Consider the following 17,830-nt stretch of genomic DNA (forward strand, 5'->3'; position numbering starts at 1 on the left):
CTATCGAGGCAGATGAGCCTTTTCCCGGAAACCGTTGTCCTGCTGGCCGATGACCGTACCCCGATCGGCACGGCGGACAAGTTCACGGTGCACACAGACCAGACGCCCCTCCACCTCGCCTTCAGCTGCCACGTGCAGAACGCCGCCGGCGACCTCCTCGTGACCCGTCGCGCCCTCGTGAAGAAGACGTGGCCCGGCGTGTGGACGAACTCGTTCTGCGGGCACCCCGGCCCGGACGAGTCCTTCGAGGACGCGATCGCCCGTCGCGCCGAACGCGAACTCGGCATGACGCTGCACAGTGTCGACCTGGTGCTGCCGGACTTCCGCTACCGCGCGGTGGACGCGTCCGGGATCGTGGAGAACGAGGTCTGCCCGGTGTTCCGCGCCGTGGCCGACGGCGACCCGCAGCCCGCTGACGACGAGGTCGCCGAGTGGGTGTGGCTGTCGGAGCAGGACCTCCGCCAGGCCGTGACCGCCGCGCCCTTCGCCTTCAGCCCGTGGCTCGGGTGGCAGCTGGCGGAGCTCCCGCTCGACGCCCTCGGCGCGCAGCGCTGAAACACCGCTGACCGACGGGTCGTCTGCGACCCGACGCGCCCGGACGACGCAAGGTGAGGTCCACGGCGATGCCGCCTCGGGCCTCCCGTCGCGTCCACCCTCGTCGCCCGCTCGGGTGGCGCGGACCCGGGAGCCGTGCATAATGATCTGGCTCGGGATGTGAACGTGCACATGGGCGTGCCGCGGCCCCGGGCGGGAGAGAGCAGCAATGGCGACCACGCGGGCACAGCAGCCGCGGTCCCCCAGCATCCGTGACGTCGCGCGGGTCGCGGGCGTCTCGCACCAGACCGTCTCCCGGGTCCTCAACAACTCGGACGCGATCCGGGCCGAGACCCGTGACCGGGTGCTCGCGGCGATGGAGGAACTGCAGTACCGGCCGAACCGGGCCGCGCGCGCACTGGTGACGAGCAAGACCAGGACCATCGGCGTCCTGACGGCGCAACGGTCGCACTACGGGCCGACCATCACCCTGCAGGCGATCGAGGACGCCGCGGTCCTCCGCGGGTACTCGGTGACGACGGCGAACATCGCGGTGCCGACCGACGAGGCGGTCCGCGACGGACTCGGACACCTGCTCGACCAGGACGTCGAGGGGATCGTCGTCATCGCCCCCCAGCAGCGGGTGTTCGACCTCATCGAGGAGCTCGGCGTCCGTACCCCGTACGTGACGATGCGCTCGAGCGTCGGTGAGGACCCGACGGCGCTCTGGGTCGACCAGATGGAGGGCGCACGCCTGGCGACGGCCCACCTGCTCGACCTGGGCCACGAGTACGTCCGGCACATCGCGGGGCCCCAGGACTGGATCGAGGCGGACGCCCGGATGCAGGGCTTCCTCCGCGAGATGTCGGACCGGGACATGCCGGTGCAGCCACCGATCCTCGGGGACTGGACGGTGGACTTCGGCTACCAGGCCGGGCGGGAGCTGCTGCGGTGGCGGGACTGCACGGCAGTGTTCTGCTCGAACGACGCGATGGCACTGGGCGTCATGCACGCCGCGCGCTCGTACGGGCTCGACGTCCCCGGTGACCTGTCGGTCGTCGGCTACGACGACATCCCGGAAGCGAAGCACTTCTGGCCGCCCTTGACGACCGTGCAGGTGGACTTCGAGGAACTCGGACGGCGGAGCGTGGACATCCTGCTGCCGAGCGGCGACGAGCAGCTGCGACCGATCGACATCGTGCCGCAGCTCGTGGTCCGCGGGTCGACGTCGGCCCCCCGCCGTCGCTGATCGACTGTCGGTTGTCCCCAGCCCGAGGGGCAGACGGTTCGTCCTGCGCGGACGTCAGGCGTGGCGTTACCGAAACGCGACCAATCCGAATTGACACCCAGGCCGGGCGTGTGCGTAACATTGCCTCCGTTCCTCGATGTGACCGTTCACATCGGCTGTCACACGAGGATCACCCGGACGCGACAACGAAGTCCGCACGCACCCTCGTGCCCTTCGGATGCCGCAGCTGTTCCACCGAAGGACTGCCGCATCGCAGCGGCAGAAGGAGATGCACCGTGGCGTCAACCCCACAGGGTCACGACCCGATCGAGAGCGGGCTCGAGACCCGTTCGATCACCGCTCCCGAGACGATCCTCGAGATGCGTTCCATCACCAAGGAGTTCCCTGGTGTGAAGGCGCTCTCCGACGTCTCGCTGAGCGTCCGAGCCGGCGAGATCCACGCGATCTGCGGCGAGAACGGCGCTGGCAAGTCCACGCTGATGAAGGTGCTGTCGGGCGTGTACCCGTACGGCACGTACGAGGGCGAGATCGTCTACGAGGGCGAGGAAGTCCGCTTCTCGAACATCAAGCAGTCCGAGCAGGCCGGCATCGTCATCATCCACCAGGAGCTGGCGCTGATCCCGGAGCTCTCCATCACGGAGAACCTGTTCCTCGGCAACGAGCCGGGCCGCTTCGGTCGCATCGACTGGACCGCCGCGCAGCTCCGCGCGCAGGACCTGCTCGCCCGCGTCGGCCTGTCCGACGACCCGGACACGCAGATCAAGAACATCGGCGTCGGCAAGCAGCAGCTGGTCGAGATCGCCAAGGCCCTCCACAAGGACGTCAAGCTCCTCATCCTCGACGAGCCGACCGCCGCGCTGAACGAGAACGACTCCCAGCACCTCCTCGACCTCATCGTCGGGTTGAAGGCCAAGGGCATCTCGAGCATCATCATCAGCCACAAGCTCAACGAGATCGAGCAGATCGCCGACGAGATCACGATCATCCGCGACGGCAAGACCATCGAGACGCTCAACGTCAAGGCGGACGGCGTCAACGAGGACCGCATCATCCGCGGCATGGTCGGCCGCTCGCTCGAGTCCCGCTTCCCGGACCGCACCCCGAGGATCGGCGAGACCTTCTTCGAGGTCCGCAACTGGACCGTGCAGCACCCGATCGACTCGTCGCGCCTGGTCTGCAAGGGATCGAACTTCCACGTCCGCCGGGGTGAGATCGTCGGCTTCGCCGGCTTGATGGGTGCCGGGCGCACCGAGTTGGCGATGAGCCTGTTCGGTCGCTCCTACGGCACCTGGCTCGACGGGCAGATCATCAAGGACGGCCAGGAGATCAAGGTCACCAACGTCCAGCAGGCGATCAACAACGGCCTCGGCTACGTGTCGGAGGACCGCAAGGCCCTCGGGCTGAACCTGCTCGACACCGTGAAGCGCTCGACGGTCGCGGCGGACCTCAAGAAGATCGCCAAGGGCGGCGTCGTCGACTCCCTCGAGGAGTACTCGGTCGCCGAGAAGTACCGGAAGCTCCTCCGCACCAAGGTGCCGAGCGTCGAGGACAACGTCGGCAAGCTCTCCGGTGGGAACCAGCAGAAGGTCGTCCTGTCGAAGTGGATGTTCACCGACCCCGACCTGCTGATCCTCGACGAGCCCACCCGCGGCATCGACGTCGGCGCGAAGTTCGAGATCTACGGGATCATCCAGCAGCTCGCGGCCGAGGGGAAGGGCATCATCCTCATCTCGTCCGAGCTCCCGGAGCTCCTCGGTCTCTCCGACCGCATCTACACCATCTTCGAGGGGCAGATCACTGCTGACCTCCCGGCCGACCAGGCCGATCCAGAAACGCTCATGCGCAGCATGACGTCCGCGCGGAAGGGCGCCACCGTCTCATGAACAACCTGAAGCTGCTCTTCGGCAAGGGCAACTCCATCGGCCAGTACGGCATGATCATCGCGCTCATCGCGATCCTGATCTTCTTCTCGATCACGACGAACGGGCTCATCCTCGAGCCCACGAACGTGATCAACCTGTTCCTGCAGTACTCCTACATCCTGATCCTGGCGCTGGGGATGGTCATGGTGATCATCGCCGGCCACATCGACCTGTCGGTCGGTTCGGTCGCGGCGGTCGTCGGCATCGTCGTGGCGCAGTCCATGTCGGTCTGGCACTTCCCGGTCTGGGCCGCGATCATCCTCGGCCTCGCCGTCGGTGCGCTCATCGGTGCCTGGCAGGGCTTCTGGGTCGCGTTCGTGAAGGTCCCGGCCTTCATCGTGACGCTCGCCGGCCAGCTCATCTTCCGCGGCGCGAACCAGATCATCGGTTCGTCCACCTCGGTCCCCGTCCCGGACGCCTACACGCCGATCGGCGCCGGGTTCCTCGGTGACTTCGGTCCGGACTTCGGGTTCAGCAACGGCACCCTGCTCATCGGGCTCGCGACCATCGTCGCCCTGATCATCATCGAGGCCCGCGGCCGTGCCCGCCGCAAGAAGATGCAGGCCGAGGTCCCGCCGCTGTGGGTCTCGATCGTCCGCACCGGCGTCCTGGTCGCCGTCACCGTCTTCGCCACCTACCTGTTCGCCGCCGGTCCGGTCGGTACCTCGGTCCCGGTCGTCGCGATCATCCTCGGCGTGCTGACGATCATCTACGGCTTCGTCACGAAGAACACCATCTTCGGTCGCCAGGTCTACGCCGTCGGTGGCAACGCCAACGCCGCGGTCCTGTCCGGTGTCTCTGCGAGGAAGGTCAACTTCTTCGTCATGATGAACATGTCGGTCCTCGCCGCGATCGCCGGCATGGTGTTCGTCGGCTACTCGGGCGCCTCGGGCCCCGCGGACGGCACCGGCTGGGAGCTCGACGCGATCGCCGCGGTGTTCGTCGGTGGCGCCGCCGTCGCCGGTGGTGTCGGCACGATCTCCGGCTCGATCATCGGTGGTCTCGTGATGGCGCTGCTGTCCAACGGCCTGCAGCTCATGGGCCTCGAGTCGAACAAGGTGCAGATCATCCGCGGTCTGGTCCTGCTCGTCGCCGTCGCCTTCGACGTCTACTCGAAGTCGCAGGGCCGTCCGTCCCTGATCGGCGGCATGATGCGACAGTTCCAGCGGAAGGACACCGAAGCCAACACGATCGCCGCGGAGCAGCCGCGATCGATCGCGGACCAGCCAGACAAGGTCAACCTCCCCTAGCTCGGGACCCCGGCGGTCGGGCGACCGACCGCCGGGACCCGGTACGACCCATCCACCACAGCGGGGCTCCGGCCCCAACTCCTCAACGAAGAGAAAGCAATCACATGCGCAAGAAGATCGTCGCCGGCGTCAGCCTGGCGCTCATCGCGGGCCTCGCCCTCAGCGGCTGCTCGGCCCGTGGCAACACGGACGGCTCCGGCTCGGGTTCGGGCTCCGGCTCCAGCTCGACCATCAAGAAGGGCGACCTCATCGGTGTCGCCCTCCCCGCCAAGACCTCGCAGAACTGGGTCCTCGCGGGCGCCGCGTTCAAGAAGTCGATCGAGAAGGCCGGATTCAAGGCCGACATCCAGTACGCGAACGCCGGCAGCCCCGTGCCGGACCAGCAGTCGCAGATCTCGGGCATGGTCACCAAGGGTGCCAAGGCCGTCATCATCGGTGCGGCCGACGGTTCGCAGCTCGGCTCGCAGGTGAAGGCCGCCAAGGCCGCTGGTGCGACCGTCATCGCCTGGGACCGCAACATCCTGAACACCGAGAACGTCGACTACTACGTCGCGTTCAACAACTTCAAGGTCGGCCAGCTCCAGGCACAGGCGCTCCTGAAGGGTCTCGAGGAGAAGAAGGGCGACAAGCCCTACAACGTCGAGCTCTTCGCCGGTTCCGCTGACGACGCCAACGCCACCGTGTTCTTCAACGGTGCCATGGACGTCCTCCAGCCGAAGATCGACGACGGCACGCTGAAGGTCACCTCGGGTCAGACCACGTTCGCCAAGGTGAACACGCAGGGCTGGCTCGCGCAGAAGGCCCAGTCGCGCATGACGGACCTCCTGGCGCAGTACTACACGGGTGACACCGAGCTCGACGGCGTCCTCTCGCCGAACGACACGCTCGCCCGTGCGATCCTCACCGCGACCAAGGCCGCCGGCAAGGAGAACCCCGTCGTCACCGGTCAGGACTCCGAGACCGCGTCGATCCCGCTCATCATGCAGGGCACGCAGTACTCGACCATCTACAAGAACACCACCGACGAGGCCCAGGCCGCGATCGACCTGGTGTCCGACCTGGCCGCCGGCAAGAAGCCGGAGACCGTGAAGGACAAGAACAACGACAACGGCAAGAAGATCGTCCCGACCGTCGAGCTGACCCCGGTCCTCGTCACCAAGGACAACGCGGTCGAGGCGTACGCGAACGACGACACGCTCGAGGCACTCGCCAAGAAGGGCTGAGTCTCCCCGGCACAGCAGGAAGGGCCCCGTCGCGTCAGCGGCGGGGCCCTTCCATCGTCCCCGGCGAGCTCCCCTGTGGTGACCCGGCCCGGAGGCCCGCCCCGCGCCTCCAGGCCGGTGCCGTCCACCGCGCGCGTGCCCCCGCCTACACGGCGTAGCGGGGATCGGCGGCCGGGTCGTAGGTCGCCGCCCCGACCGTGTCGTCGGACACCGCCTGCGGGTGCTCGGCCTGCCACGTCGAGTCCACCTCGGTGAGCTCGGCCGCAGCGCAGCGGGCGTGGGCGTGTTCGGCGTCGGACGTGATCGCGAGCGAGAAGAGCACGGGCTGCGCGGTCCCGAGGCTCACCGGATGCCCGGACGCACGCATGCAGCCGACGTACCGGTCGACCGCCGCGACGTACTCCGAGCGGGTGACGACGCCGTCCTCGAGCGCGTCCCGCTGTTCGGGCGACGGCCCAGGGACCGGATCGGGACGGGCCCACGCAGCCCAGACGGTCATCGGTCCGCCGTCGTGGTCGACCCGGACGGTCGGCCGGTCCCCCGCTGCCGATCGGACGGGCACGGTGACCGAGGTCCCGCAGTCCGCCGTGGCCGGGTCACCGCGGTCGTCGCTGCTCGTCCCGACGGTGACGGCGGCGGTGCCGTCCGGCGCGCACTGCAGGCCGATGGCGACGGCACGCGCTCCGGAGGGCCGCCCGGGCAACGTCAGTGTCGTCGGGCCGTCGGCGACACGGACCACAGGCGACCCCAGCAGCATCACGTCCCCGGCGGCCCCGGTGGCGACGAGGGCGGACGCGTCCTCCGTGGTGAGCGACTGCTGCAGCAGCCCGGTGCTGACGAGGGCACCGGCGGTGAGCGACCCGGCGACGACGAACGCACCGATGCCGATCGTGGGGACGAGCCAGCGTCGTCGTCGCACGGACCGGTCCACGCGGTCGACGAGCAGGGCACGGAGGGCGCGGTCTCGGGTCGTCTCGGTCATCGTGCTCCTCCGGTGGTGGACGGTGCGGTCGTGGTGGGTGCGGTCGGCGGAGCGGCCGGCACTGCTGTCTGCTCGGCGAACTGCGCACCGAGGCGCTTCCGGGCTCGGGAGAGACGGGACTTCACGGTCCCGATCGGCACGCCGAGCACCTCGGCCGCCTCGGCCTCACGGTGCCCGGCGATGACACAGAGCGCGAGGACCTGCTGATCGGCCGCCGAGAGCGTCCGGAACGCGGCGACCGCGGCACCGTCGTCGTGCCGGTCGGCGGGGTCGGGAGCGTGATCGGCGGGTGGCAGCGTCGCGAGCAGTCGCCGGTACCGCATCGTCGCGCGGGTGGCGTTGCGCGCGACGTTCGTCGCGGTGACGAGCAGCCACGGCAGCAGGTCGCCGTCGACGAGCCGTGCGCTCCGCCGACGACGCCACGCCTCGAGGAACACGACCGCGACGACGTCGTCGACGTCCACCTCGGGCGGCACCAGCCGGAGGGCGTGCCGGTGCACGCGGTCACGGTGGCGGTCGAAGACGCGGCCGTAGGCCTCGCCGTCACCGCGGCCCGCTGTCGCCCAGTCCTCGGCGTCGTCGCCGCTTCCGGTTCTCATGTCCTGGAGTGTCCGGCAGCACCCGGATGGTTCCACCCGACCACCCGATCCTCACCGCCGACCGTCGCTCGCCGACCGTCACCAGGCCGGGATGCTCCGGACGTCGGCCGTCCGCAGGGCGGCGAGGTCCGAGAACCCGTTGACCGCCATGAGCAGGTCCGCCTCGGCCAGGACCGAGCGCACGACGTGCTCGACGCCGTCGGTCCCGCCGAGGGCGAGCCCGTGCACGTACGGACGCCCGAGCCCGACGGCCGTCGCTCCCAGGGCGAGTGCCGTCACCACGTCGGTACCGGACCGGACGCCCGAGTCGAACAACACCGGAGCATCGTCACCGACGGCGGCGACCACCTCGGGCAGGAGGTCGATCGCCGGCACCCCGTTCGCCTGACGTCCGCCGTGGTTCGACACGTACACGCCGTCGACCCCGGCGTCGACCGCCCGCCGCGCGTCGTCGGCGGCGCAGATGCCCTTGAGGACGAGGGGCAGGTCGGTGAGCCCGCGCAGCCAGGCGAGGTCCTCCCACCGCAGCGGGTTGCCGAAGACCCGGGTCCAGTGCTCGATGACCGACCGCGGGTCCGTGGGAACGGGGACGCCGGCGAGGAAGGCCGGGTCGCTGAGGTAGTTGGCGAGCGCGGCACCCCGCAGCTGCGGGAAGTTCGCGGTCTGCAGGTCGCGGGGGCGCCAGCCCGTGACCCAGGTGTCGAGCGTCACCACGACGGCGGCGTAGCCCGCGTCCTCGGCCCGCCGCACCAGGTTCGCCGCGAGGTCGCGGTCAGTGGGTGTGTAGAGCTGGAACATGCCCGGGGTGTCGCCCTGAGCCTCCCGGACGGCTTCGAGCGGGTCCTCCGACAGGGTCGACGCGACCATCGGCACGCCGGTGCGGGCGGAGGCGCGGGCCGTCGCGAGGTCGCCGTGGCCGTCCTGCGCCGCGACCCCCAGCACGCCCACGGGAGCGAGGAAGAGCGGCGAGGGCAGGTGCATCCCGAACAGGTCGACCGAGAGGTCCCGGTCGGACGCACCCACGAGCATGCGCGGCACGATGCCGCGGCGCTCGAACGCGGCGACGTTGGCACGCTGTGTGCGTTCGTCGCCCGCGCCGCTGGCGACGTAGGTCCACACCGAAGGTGCCATCGCTGCCGCCGCGGCGGCCTCGAGGTCCGCGGCCGCGACCGGGAACCGGGACACGACGCCCTGCAGGCCGCGGAGGTGGATCTGGTTCTGGTAGTCGCCGAAGGTCACGCGACCATCATGCTCCGCTCGGGAACCTCGCCTCAGTCCCGGCGCTGCATGGCGGACAGACGCTCGTTGTACGCCTTGAGCTCGGCGTCCCCGTCGCGCTCGGCCTGTCGGTCCTTGCGCTTGGCGATGCGCTCGTCGGAGCGCACCCAGTTCCGCACGACGAGCAGCGCCACGAAGACCATCGGCAGCTCGGACGCGCCCCAGGCGATGCCACCGCCGACGTGCTGGTCGTCGAGCAGCGCGCGGTCGTTCCTCTGCCCGAGCGCGTGGAACCAGTCGATCGCGTACACCGACTGCGAGGTCATCACGGCCACACCGAAGAACGCGTGGAACGCCAGCGTCGCGAGCAGCGCGATGATGAGGATCGGGTACTGGGGGCGCTGCGGTCCCGGGTCGATGCCCACGAACACCCAGAAGAACAGGTACCCGCTGAGCACGAAGTGCACGATCATCACGACGTGCCACTCGTGGGACTGCATCGAGTACTCGAACGCCGGTGTGAAGTAGAACACCACGAGCGACCCGGCGAAGATGACGCCGGCGACGGCGGGCTTGCCGAGGAACTGCATCCAGCGCGAGTGCACGAACAGCATCAGCCACTCGCGGGCACCTCGGGAACCGTCGTTCCGGACGGGCAGGGTGCGGAGCGCCAACAGCACCGGACCGCCGAGGACCAGCGGCAGCGGCACGAACATCATGAGCAGCATGTGCTGGACCATGTGCGACGAGAAGTGGATCATGCCGTAGACGGCCGGGCCGCCGGAGGTCGTCCAGATGAAGACCGCGCAGCCGATGAGCCAGGCGATGGTCCGACCGACCGGCCACGAGTCGCCGCGCTGCCGGAGCTTCCGGACGCTCCACAGGTACCAGGCGGCACCGACGAGGGCGAGCGCGAGCCACATCCAGTCGATGTGCCAGTGCGACAGGTAGGTCTGCATGGTCTGGGCCGGCGGGTACGGGTAGCCGATGAGGCCCGAGCGGGTGTCCGCCCCGGTCTCCGGCGTCTGCGGGATCGGCGGCTGACTGCGGGACACCGCGACCGAGACGCCGATCGCGACGGCCATGAAGACGATCTCGGCGAGCGCGAACCGGACGAACAGGCGTCGGTCGGTGGGTGCCCGGAGCAGGCCCGGCACGAGCTTCCGGCGCTGCACGACGCCAGCGACGCCGAGCAGGACCAGGATCGTGGCCTTGGTCGTGATGAGCCACCCGTACGGCGTCGTGACCAGGTCGAGCGGCCCGGTGAGGCGGAGTTGCGCGTTCACGATGCCGGAGAACGCCACCGCGCCGAACGCCCACCCCGCGAGCGTCGAGTAGCGGGCGACGACTCGCCCCGTGGCGCCCTTCATCCGGGTGCGGAGCAGCACGACGGCGACGAGGCCACCGGCCCAGACGCACACCCCGACCAGGTGCACCGCGAGCGAGTTCACCGCGTTGGCGTGCTCGAGCGACCCGGCCGCGTGCCCGGACAGGGCGAGGGGCAGCAGGGCGAAGAGCGCGGCGACGGTGGCGAACGCCAGGGTCGTCGCCCGGGTGGCGAGCGCGGCGAGCACCGTCGTCACGAGGATCGCGGCGGCGGAGACGACGAGCGACTGGCCGATCTCGACCTGGAACGCGAAGAGCAGGAAGTTGCGGGCGAAGACCGGGCTCGTCAGCGGGACACCGAGGGTGTTCGCGCCGGTGAGCACGATGCCGGCGACGGCGGCCAGGAACCACACCGACCCGGCGATCGCGGCCCAGCGCGCTGCCCGGTGTTGCACCGAGGACATCGCCCCGTGGTCGGCTTTCTGCGCCGGCAGGGCGAACGCGGCCACGATGAGCAGACCGACCGTCAGCGCGGCGACGCCGTCGTGCACGCCGCGGGCGGCGACCAGGCCGAACTGCACCAGGTCGCCGGCGGACTCCAGCTGCTGGTCGGCGGTGAACGCGCCCGTGATCGTCATCCCGAGGACCGCACAGGCCACCGCGAGGGGCAGGGCGATGGCGAGGACGGTCGCGACGGTGGACGTGCGCGTGGTGACGGGCGCGTGGTCCGATGCCGGGCCTCCAGGGCGGGTGACGGCGTCCGGGCGATCGGCGGCGTCCGGGTGGGGCTGGGGTGACGTGACGGCCATACCTGTCTCGGGTCGGTTCCGTCCGCGGTCCGCGGACGCTCCATCGTAGGCGCGCCCCTCTGGACCCACCATGTGGATGCGGTCGCCCGGCGGCCGACGGATCCAGCACCTCCGGTGACCAGCGGGATGGTCGGTGCCGACCGGTGCCGTCGGATGCTGGGCGACGTCCCTGGTCCGTCGCCGTAGCCTGGGCGGCGTGACGACGACGGCGCAGCGCGATGACCAGGACCGGTTCGACCACCTGCTCGAAGTGGTGGGATCCGTTCTCGACCCTGCCCTCGACGTCCTCGACGCGATGACCCGCGTCGTGGACGCCTGTGTCCACTGGACCGCCGCCACCGAAGCCGGCATCGTCCTCGCCGACCAGTCCGGTGCGCTGCACGTCATCGCCTCCACGAGCGAGCGCAGCATCGAGGCCGAGGAGGCCCAGCTCGGTACGAACGAGGGCTCCTGCCTGGACTGCTTCCGGACCGGCGCGACGGTCGACGTGCCGGACGTCACCGCGAAGGCAGCCGAGTGGCCGACGTTCACGCAGGTCATGCGCGAGCGCGGGCTGGTCGGCACGTTCGCCGAACCGGTGCGGCTGCGGACCGCGACCATCGGTTCGCTGTGCGTCTTCGCCGACCACGACCGGGGACACGACGACGGTGACGTCGTGGTGATCCAGCTGCTCGCCGACGCGGCGTCCGCTGCCCTGGTCCGACACCGCGCTGAGGGGATGCAGCGCTCCCTCGATGCGCAGATCGCCGACGCCCTCGAGGCTCGGGTGCTGCTCGAGCAGGCCAAGGGCGCGCTGGCCTACCGGCGCGACGTGCAGATCGACGAGGCCTTCCGCGTCCTCCGGGACGGTGCGGGGCGGACCGGTCGCGGCTTGCGCGACGTCGCCGAGGACGTCGTCCAGCGCGGGGCCGACCTGCGCGAGTTCGCCTGACGGTCGGCCCCGCTGCCCCTCAGATCGAGAGGGTCCGCTCGACGACCTGCCGTGCGGTGTCGGCGAGTGGCGTCTGGTGGGACCGCGCGTAGGACCGGAGCAGGGCGAACGCCTCGTCCATGTCGACCTCGTGCGTCTGCGCGAGGAACCCCTTGGCCTGCTCGATGACCACCCGGCTGTCGAGCGCCCGCTGGAGCTGCGTGCGCGCGATCGTGGCCTGCTCGAGGCCACGCTGCTGCAGGATGCTGATGGTCGCCACGTCGGTGAGCGCCTGGGCGGCGACGATGTCGTCCTCGCCCAGTGCACCAGGCTGCTCGCGGTAGAGGTTCATCGAACCGAGCGTCTCGTTCCGCAGACGGAGCGGGATGGCGTGCACCGACGCGTAGCCGAACAGCTTCGACGCCGCCGCGAAGGCCGGCCACCGCTCGGCCAACTCGGCGGGGCTGCCCACGGTGACGACCTTGCCGGTGCGGTAGGCCTCGATGCAGGGGCCTTCGCCGGCGTCGAGCTGCATGATGCCGACGAGGTTGCTCCGCTCGCTGGTGGAGGCGACCAACTCGAGTTCGTCCGTCCGGGTCGCGAGCATGATCCCTGCAGCGCTGACGTCGAAGAGGTCAGCTGCCTTCCCCACGAGCAGCTGGAGCAGCTCGATGACGTCGTAGTCGTCGACGAGGGTGTCGGCGAGCGTGACGAACGTGTCGACGAGGCGTTGCTCTCTGCTCTGCGTCATCAGCGGTCTTCTTTCCGTACGGGATCGGTTGTGCGTGGGTCTCGGAAGTCGATGCGCCGCTCGATGACGGCTTCGGCGACGGCGTGGAGCGGCAGCCCGTCGGCGAACGCCCGGGCGCGGAGGACCAGGAGCGCGTCCTCGGCGGTCAGGTCCAGCTGGGCCACCACCATCCCCGTCGCCTGGTGCACGTGGCGGCCGGAGGGCTGCGCCACCGAGACGGACGTCGGGGTCCGTCCGGCTTCGACGTCGCGGACGGCCGAGGACAGCATCCGCAGCGCGGCCAGGTGGGCGAGGAGCTTCGCCTCGTCGAGTTCGGCCGGTGCCAGCGGGCCGGTGTCCGCGCGGTAGAGCGTCACGGCCCCGAGGTCGAACGTCCCGACGGACAGGGGGAACGACAGCAGTCCCGCCCAGCCGGTCTGCCGGAGTGCAGCTCGGGTCGACGGCCAGTCGTCCCCGGTGGGTCCGCTGAGGTCGTACGCGAGGACAGGCTCCCGGTACCGCAGCGCGGACCACCCAGGGCCTTCACCGAGGAGCACCTGCTGCTCGTCCGACTCTGCGGCACGTCGATCCGAAGCGGAGAAGACCGCGCTGCCGAACGGCGGTCCGAGCGTCGACAGCGCTGCAGCCTGGATCGGCAGCACGTCGACGAACGTGCTGGCGATCGCTCCGTCCTCACCGTGCTGGAGGCGACGGGCAGCGTCGGCGAAGGAGATCATCGCCGACACCGCGTCGGGCAGCACGTGCCGCGCGTGGTGGTCGAGGTGGAGGTCGTCGTCGTGGTCATCTTCGCTCCTGCTGGGGGTGGCTGCAGCGCGGGGGCTGGGTGCTGAAGCGGACGACTTCAGCCTAGTCGCGCGGACTCCACCCACTCCGAGGTGGGCTCGACTAGCGTTCATCTCGGTAGCCCCAGACCCCGGCCGCTCGTTCATTCGCATCACTGCGAACAGCTGGAGTCTCCCGTGCGCACACCACTTCCCCTCTCGCCCGCCGCCCGGCCCGTCGCCCGCCGCGTCAGCCTGCGGCGTACCAGCCGAGCTCGTCTGCGCCGCGTCGCCGCCCGCCTGGCCGGATCCGTCGTCGGCCGCCGTGGTTCCGCCGGTCCGGACCAGGACCGCTGCCCGCGGATGTTGCACGGGCACCGCTGTCAGCTCCGGACCGGCCACCCCGACTCCCACCTGGTCGACGACGGCGCGGTCCGGATGCGCTGGCAGGACCGCACCCTGCCGACCGACGACTGGGTCCTGGACGGGTTCGACTCCTGACGGTGCGCGGGCCGGCGACTAGGCTTCCAGCGTGCTGCTCTCCGACCGCGACATCACCGCCCAGCTCGACCAGGGCCGGATCGGCCTCGACCCGTACGACCCCGCACTCGTGCAGCCGTCGAGCATCGACGTCCGGCTGGACAAGTACTTCCGGCTGTTCGACAACCACAAGTACCCGCACATCGACCCCGCGGTGGACCAGCCCGACCTGACCCGTCTGGTCGAGACCGACCCGGACGAGGCGTTCGTGCTGCACCCGGGCGAGTTCGTGCTCGGGTCGACGTTCGAGGTCGTCACGCTACCGGACGACATCGCGGCACGGCTCGAGGGCAAGAGCTCGCTCGGCCGTCTCGGGCTGCTCACCCACTCCACCGCCGGGTTCATCGACCCGGGCTTCTCCGGACACGTGACCCTCGAGCTGTCGAACGTCGCGACCCTGCCGATCAAGCTCTGGCCGGGGATGAAGATCGGCCAACTCTGCTTCTTCCAGCTGTCGAGCCCGGCCGAGAAACCCTACGGGTCCGCCGACTACCAGTCGCGCTACCAGGGGCAGCGCGGACCGACGGCGTCGCGGTCGGCACTGAACTTCCACCGAGCGGACGTGTCCCAGCCGCGCTGAACGAGCCTCCGTCGGGGCGGCGGACCATCGATCCCCACCGCAGAACCGGAATACGGAATCCTGTGTATCGTTGCGCACATGCCGCCAGGACACGCTCGCGCGTCGACGACGACGCTCTCCGCCGCAGCGATCATCCGCGAGGCCCGGCTCCGGGCCGACCTGACGCAGGTGCAACTCGCCCGACGGGCCGGCGTCACCCAGAGCGTGATCAGCACCTACGAGAACGGCCGACGCGAACCCTCGCTCGCGGCGCTCCAGCGGCTCCTGCTCGCCGCGGGGTTCCGCACCGCCATCGACCTGCAACCCGTCGCCGAGCCACTCCCCCTGCGCGAACTCGTCGCCCGGCACCGTGACGAACTCCGCTCGATCCTCGAACGGCACGGCGCAGTCGCCGTCCGGCAGCTCGTCGGCACCTCGGGAGCGCAGGGCGCGGACGACTGGCCCGCGGACGTCGAACTCGTCGTGGACCTGGCACCGCCCACCGGCATGTTCTCGCTGATGCGCATGCAGGACGACGCGGAGGAGCTGCTCGGCGTGCGCGTCGAGGTCTTGGCCGCCGATGCCCTGTCGGACGAGCTGCTCGACCGGACGGTCCCGCTGTGACGACGCCCGTCGCGCAGTCCCTGGACGACGTCATCGCGTCCTGTGACCGGATCCGCACCTACGTCGCCGACCCGGCCCTGCCCGAGGCGCTCGTGCACGACGCCGTCCGGATGTGCCTGGTCGACATCGCCTCGGCGGTCCAGCAGCTCCCGCCGATGATGACCGCGCACGAACCCGCCGTGCCGTGGGCGCACGTGTCGGCGCTCGCCGGACGACTGACCCGCCGACCCGCCGGGACACCCGCGTCGGTGCTGCTCGGCACGGCTCGGACCGACGTCCCGGTCCTCTGCGCGGCGGCACGGCGGATGCGCGCCCGCTGCGTCTGAATCCGGCCGGAGCGGTCAACGGACGCTGCGAAGACCCGGCGTCAGTCCCCGTGCACGATGCACACGGCGTCCAGGTCGAGCGACGCCTCCAGCGCCGCCGTCACCCCGCGCTCGCCGTCCGCGTCGAAGGGCGTCACCGTGTCGACCCACCACAGCGGCACCGAGAGCGCCGGGGCGTCGGGCAGGAGCCGCGTGACCTCGCCGAGTTCGTCGACCCGACGCACTCCGAGCACCGTGATGACCGGGTGCGTGGCGTCACGGCAGACCTGCATCATCGGTCCGTCGTCGAGCGCCCGGACACCCCACGCGTCGTCGTGGAGCAGCAGCGCCTCGGCGACGTCGCGGACCTGCACCTCACCGCGACAGAGGAGGGTCACGTCACGCGGCACCCTGGGACCCCTGCCCACCGTGGTGCATGGCGTGCGGCCCGAGTGCGCCGTCGTCGGAGGCCGGGTCGAGCGGCCCACCCCCGACGAGCTGCAGGAACCGGTCCTCGTCGATGCGGTCGAGGAACGACTCGAGCGCGGTCCAGCCGTCCTCGAACCGGACGACCAGGCCCTCGCCGACCTCGCCCGCGAACGTGTCGGTGGTGGTGCGGACCGGCGGCCACTCGCCGCGGCGGTCCAGGAAGCGTGTGGCCTCGGGTCCGACGATGACCGCGAGCGGTTCGGGCTCGCCGTAGGCGACCGCGCGCACCAGGTGGTCCGCGTCCCCACGGCGCTGCATGACGACACCGAACACGGGCTCCACGTCACCGGCGACGCGGTGCACGGCATCGAGCAGGCGCGACGCGAGCTGCGGGTCCGCGCCGCTCTCGGGCACCGTGAGGACCGCGGACATCGTCTCGACGACGACCCCGTCGGTCAGGTGCGCGGTCATCGTCGCAGCGAAGCCGTCGCCGATCGCGTACGAGGTGCTGATGCCCGGCGACTCGTGCATCGCGTACTGCGTCACGACCCAGCGGTCCCACGCCGAGGTGAGCGGTTCGGACGTGCCCCACCGTGTCGGGCACGTGCCGACCGTCGCGCACAGCGCCTCGATCGCGGAGCCGATGTCGACGGTCCGCTCGTCGTGGTGCCGCAGGGTCAGGTCGATGCTGATCTGCCGGACCGAGCCGACGGCGTCACGGTGCTCCGGCGAGGGCTCACCGAGGAGCTCCGAGCCGCGCGTGACGAAGTCCTCCACGCCGGCCGCCGGCACACCGGTGCGCCCGTCTCGCAGGGCGCCGTCGGGTCCGCGGACCGCCCATGCGGCGCCGTGCGCACCCAGCGCGTGCCGCAGTGCGGGGGTGAGCGCAGCCTCCGGCCCGGTCCGCAGGACGACCGTGCGCCCGGCCACCTCGGCGCGGCGCAGCAGGGAGTCGAGGGAGTCGGTGAGCCACACCACGGGGGCACTGGAGTCCACCACGATGGCCGGGCCGACCACGTCGTCGATGAGGGGATGTCGGACCATTCCGGTTCCTCCTCGGGTCGGTCGTACGAGCTCGGTGATCTCCTCGGACGGTACACACGGGCTCCTGGCGGTGTCCGTCGGAGAGCGCGGCTCACAGCGGAGAGACAGGGGCGGACGGGAGGCCCGGCGTGTGTCCGCCACGGAGGTGCGGCTGGCACCCGGCGGAAGTTCCGCTAGGCTGGTGCGGTCCCGTTCGACGGGATGCGCGAGTGTAGTTCAATGGTAGAACTCCAGCTTCCCAAGCTGGTAGCGCGGGTTCGATTCCCGTCACTCGCTCTCTCCGGTCCCCCACTGCTGTTGTCGTTTCTCAACCCAGATGAGACTTCTCTCGAAGTAGTTGAGACTCCGGCCCCTGGAACGCACACCATGTCGAACTTGCCGACGCCGCGCAGGTTGGCACCGCCCACCCCCTGGCACGGCCTCGAGGAGCGCGCAGACCTCGTTTCTGACTTCCAGCGCGGCTTCAGCTGCAAAGGTTCTGCTCGGCCTGAATCTCGATCCGGGGTCGGCGCTACCCGCACGTAGGCTGCGGCTATGCCCGACGTTTCTCCGCTGCCTCGTCCGCCTTTCAACCCTGCGGACCTGTCGGTTCGCGAGCTGCTCGCGAGCTACGTCGCGATCCTCGATGAGCTCAAGCTGCGCGGCCTCGTTCGTACCCGGAACTCACCTCTCGGTGACCTCGCGGGGGACTGCTGCAGGTTTGGTTGACTCCTGACAGGTAGGGGCATTGGCTCCTGCTGGAAGGATGTGCGCCATGGTGAAGGCGTATCCGGAAGAGTTCCGCCGTGACGTGAT

18 protein-coding genes and 1 tRNA gene are annotated in these 17,830 nt (G+C 70.3%); 11 read left to right on the forward strand and 8 right to left on the reverse strand.

The features are described 5' to 3' along the window. Positions 1–12: 12 nt before the first annotated feature. The 5 genes from idi (at position 13) to DEJ25_RS13185 (ending at position 6,178) form a co-directional block, all read left to right on the forward strand. The gene (gene idi / locus DEJ25_RS13165; protein ID WP_110903778.1) at positions 13–555 is read left to right on the forward strand and encodes an isopentenyl-diphosphate Delta-isomerase; all 543 of its coding nucleotides are present in this window, start codon (positions 13–15) and stop codon (positions 553–555) included. A 208-nt stretch (positions 556–763) separates the two neighbouring features. After that, positions 764–1,783: a LacI family DNA-binding transcriptional regulator gene (locus DEJ25_RS13170; RefSeq protein ID WP_110903779.1), complete on the forward strand. Its 1,020-nt coding sequence runs from the start codon at positions 764–766 to the stop codon at positions 1,781–1,783. A 359-nt stretch (positions 1,784–2,142) separates the two neighbouring features. Next, complete coding sequence (mmsA, locus tag DEJ25_RS13175) at positions 2,143–3,666, forward strand: multiple monosaccharide ABC transporter ATP-binding protein (RefSeq protein WP_181427440.1); 1,524 nt, start codon at positions 2,143–2,145, stop codon at positions 3,664–3,666. Further along, positions 3,663–4,955 carry a multiple monosaccharide ABC transporter permease gene (mmsB, locus tag DEJ25_RS13180; RefSeq protein ID WP_110903780.1) on the forward strand — a complete coding sequence of 431 codons (1,293 nt, stop codon included), beginning with the start codon at positions 3,663–3,665 and terminating at the stop codon, positions 4,953–4,955. Before mmsA ends, mmsB begins: the two co-directional genes overlap by 4 nt. A gap of 104 nt (positions 4,956–5,059) precedes the next feature. Continuing rightward, positions 5,060–6,178, forward strand: coding sequence for a sugar-binding protein (locus tag DEJ25_RS13185; protein WP_110903781.1), 1,119 nt, complete (start codon positions 5,060–5,062; stop codon positions 6,176–6,178). 145 nt (positions 6,179–6,323) lie between these two features. Here the strand turns inward: DEJ25_RS13185 and DEJ25_RS13190 are convergent, their stop codons facing one another. From DEJ25_RS13190 to DEJ25_RS13205, 4 genes are all read right to left on the reverse strand, one after another. Further along, the gene (locus DEJ25_RS13190; RefSeq protein WP_111044950.1) at positions 6,324–7,160 is read right to left on the reverse strand and encodes a hypothetical protein; all 837 of its coding nucleotides are present in this window, start codon (positions 7,158–7,160) and stop codon (positions 6,324–6,326) included. Then, positions 7,157–7,759, reverse strand: coding sequence for an RNA polymerase sigma factor (locus DEJ25_RS13195; RefSeq protein WP_111044951.1), 603 nt, complete (start codon positions 7,757–7,759; stop codon positions 7,157–7,159). Before DEJ25_RS13195 ends, DEJ25_RS13190 begins: the two co-directional genes overlap by 4 nt. 78 nt (positions 7,760–7,837) lie before the next feature. Beyond that, positions 7,838–8,998: an alpha-hydroxy-acid oxidizing protein gene (locus DEJ25_RS13200; RefSeq protein WP_110903784.1), complete on the reverse strand. Its 1,161-nt coding sequence runs from the start codon at positions 8,996–8,998 to the stop codon at positions 7,838–7,840. Between the two features lie 32 nt (positions 8,999–9,030). Further along, positions 9,031–11,112, reverse strand: a complete 2,082-nt coding sequence (locus tag DEJ25_RS13205) for a cytochrome c oxidase assembly protein (protein WP_111044952.1) — start codon at positions 11,110–11,112, stop codon at positions 9,031–9,033. A 196-nt stretch (positions 11,113–11,308) separates the two neighbouring features. Here DEJ25_RS13205 and DEJ25_RS13210 point away from each other — a divergent pair, with 196 nt between their 5' ends. Next, positions 11,309–12,043 carry an ANTAR domain-containing protein gene (locus DEJ25_RS13210; protein WP_146236726.1) on the forward strand — a complete coding sequence of 245 codons (735 nt, stop codon included), beginning with the start codon at positions 11,309–11,311 and terminating at the stop codon, positions 12,041–12,043. A gap of 19 nt (positions 12,044–12,062) precedes the next feature. Here the strand turns inward: DEJ25_RS13210 and DEJ25_RS13215 are convergent, their stop codons facing one another. Both DEJ25_RS13215 and DEJ25_RS13220 read right to left on the reverse strand, forming a co-directional pair. Beyond that, positions 12,063–12,773 (reverse strand): GAF and ANTAR domain-containing protein, encoded by a 711-nt coding sequence (locus tag DEJ25_RS13215; protein WP_111044953.1) that lies wholly within the window; start codon positions 12,771–12,773, stop codon positions 12,063–12,065. Continuing rightward, the gene (locus tag DEJ25_RS13220; RefSeq protein ID WP_181427439.1) at positions 12,773–13,513 is read right to left on the reverse strand and encodes a GAF and ANTAR domain-containing protein; all 741 of its coding nucleotides are present in this window, start codon (positions 13,511–13,513) and stop codon (positions 12,773–12,775) included. The genes DEJ25_RS13215 and DEJ25_RS13220 overlap by 1 nt, the downstream gene beginning before the upstream one ends. 219 nt (positions 13,514–13,732) lie before the next feature. On the opposite strand from DEJ25_RS13220, the gene DEJ25_RS16465 reads away from it, so the two are divergent. From DEJ25_RS16465 to DEJ25_RS13235, 4 genes are all read left to right on the forward strand, one after another. Continuing rightward, positions 13,733–14,035, forward strand: a complete 303-nt coding sequence (locus DEJ25_RS16465; protein WP_146240686.1) for a hypothetical protein — start codon at positions 13,733–13,735, stop codon at positions 14,033–14,035. A 31-nt stretch (positions 14,036–14,066) separates the two neighbouring features. Continuing rightward, on the forward strand, positions 14,067–14,654 hold the full coding sequence (gene dcd, locus DEJ25_RS13225; RefSeq protein ID WP_110903789.1) for a dCTP deaminase: 588 nt from the start codon (positions 14,067–14,069) through the stop codon (positions 14,652–14,654). 78 nt (positions 14,655–14,732) lie between these two features. Then, positions 14,733–15,257, forward strand: coding sequence for a helix-turn-helix transcriptional regulator (locus DEJ25_RS13230; RefSeq protein ID WP_110903790.1), 525 nt, complete (start codon positions 14,733–14,735; stop codon positions 15,255–15,257). Beyond that, positions 15,254–15,583, forward strand: a complete 330-nt coding sequence (locus DEJ25_RS13235; protein WP_110903791.1) for a hypothetical protein — start codon at positions 15,254–15,256, stop codon at positions 15,581–15,583. The genes DEJ25_RS13230 and DEJ25_RS13235 overlap by 4 nt, the downstream gene beginning before the upstream one ends. Before the next feature lie 41 nt (positions 15,584–15,624). Here the strand turns inward: DEJ25_RS13235 and DEJ25_RS13240 are convergent, their stop codons facing one another. Both DEJ25_RS13240 and DEJ25_RS13245 read right to left on the reverse strand, forming a co-directional pair. Continuing rightward, positions 15,625–15,960: a hypothetical protein gene (locus DEJ25_RS13240; RefSeq protein ID WP_146236729.1), complete on the reverse strand. Its 336-nt coding sequence runs from the start codon at positions 15,958–15,960 to the stop codon at positions 15,625–15,627. 1 nt (position 15,961) lies between these two features. Beyond that, positions 15,962–17,035, reverse strand: coding sequence for a DUF6177 family protein (locus DEJ25_RS13245; protein ID WP_110903793.1), 1,074 nt, complete (start codon positions 17,033–17,035; stop codon positions 15,962–15,964). Between the two features lie 205 nt (positions 17,036–17,240). Here DEJ25_RS13245 and DEJ25_RS13250 point away from each other — a divergent pair. Continuing rightward, positions 17,241–17,311: transfer RNA gene (locus DEJ25_RS13250), tRNA-Gly, on the forward strand. Positions 17,312–17,830: the final 519 nt, after the last annotated feature.

Source organism: Curtobacterium sp. MCPF17_011 (genome assembly GCF_003234145.1).
Classification (GTDB): Bacteria; Actinomycetota; Actinomycetes; order Actinomycetales; family Microbacteriaceae; genus Curtobacterium.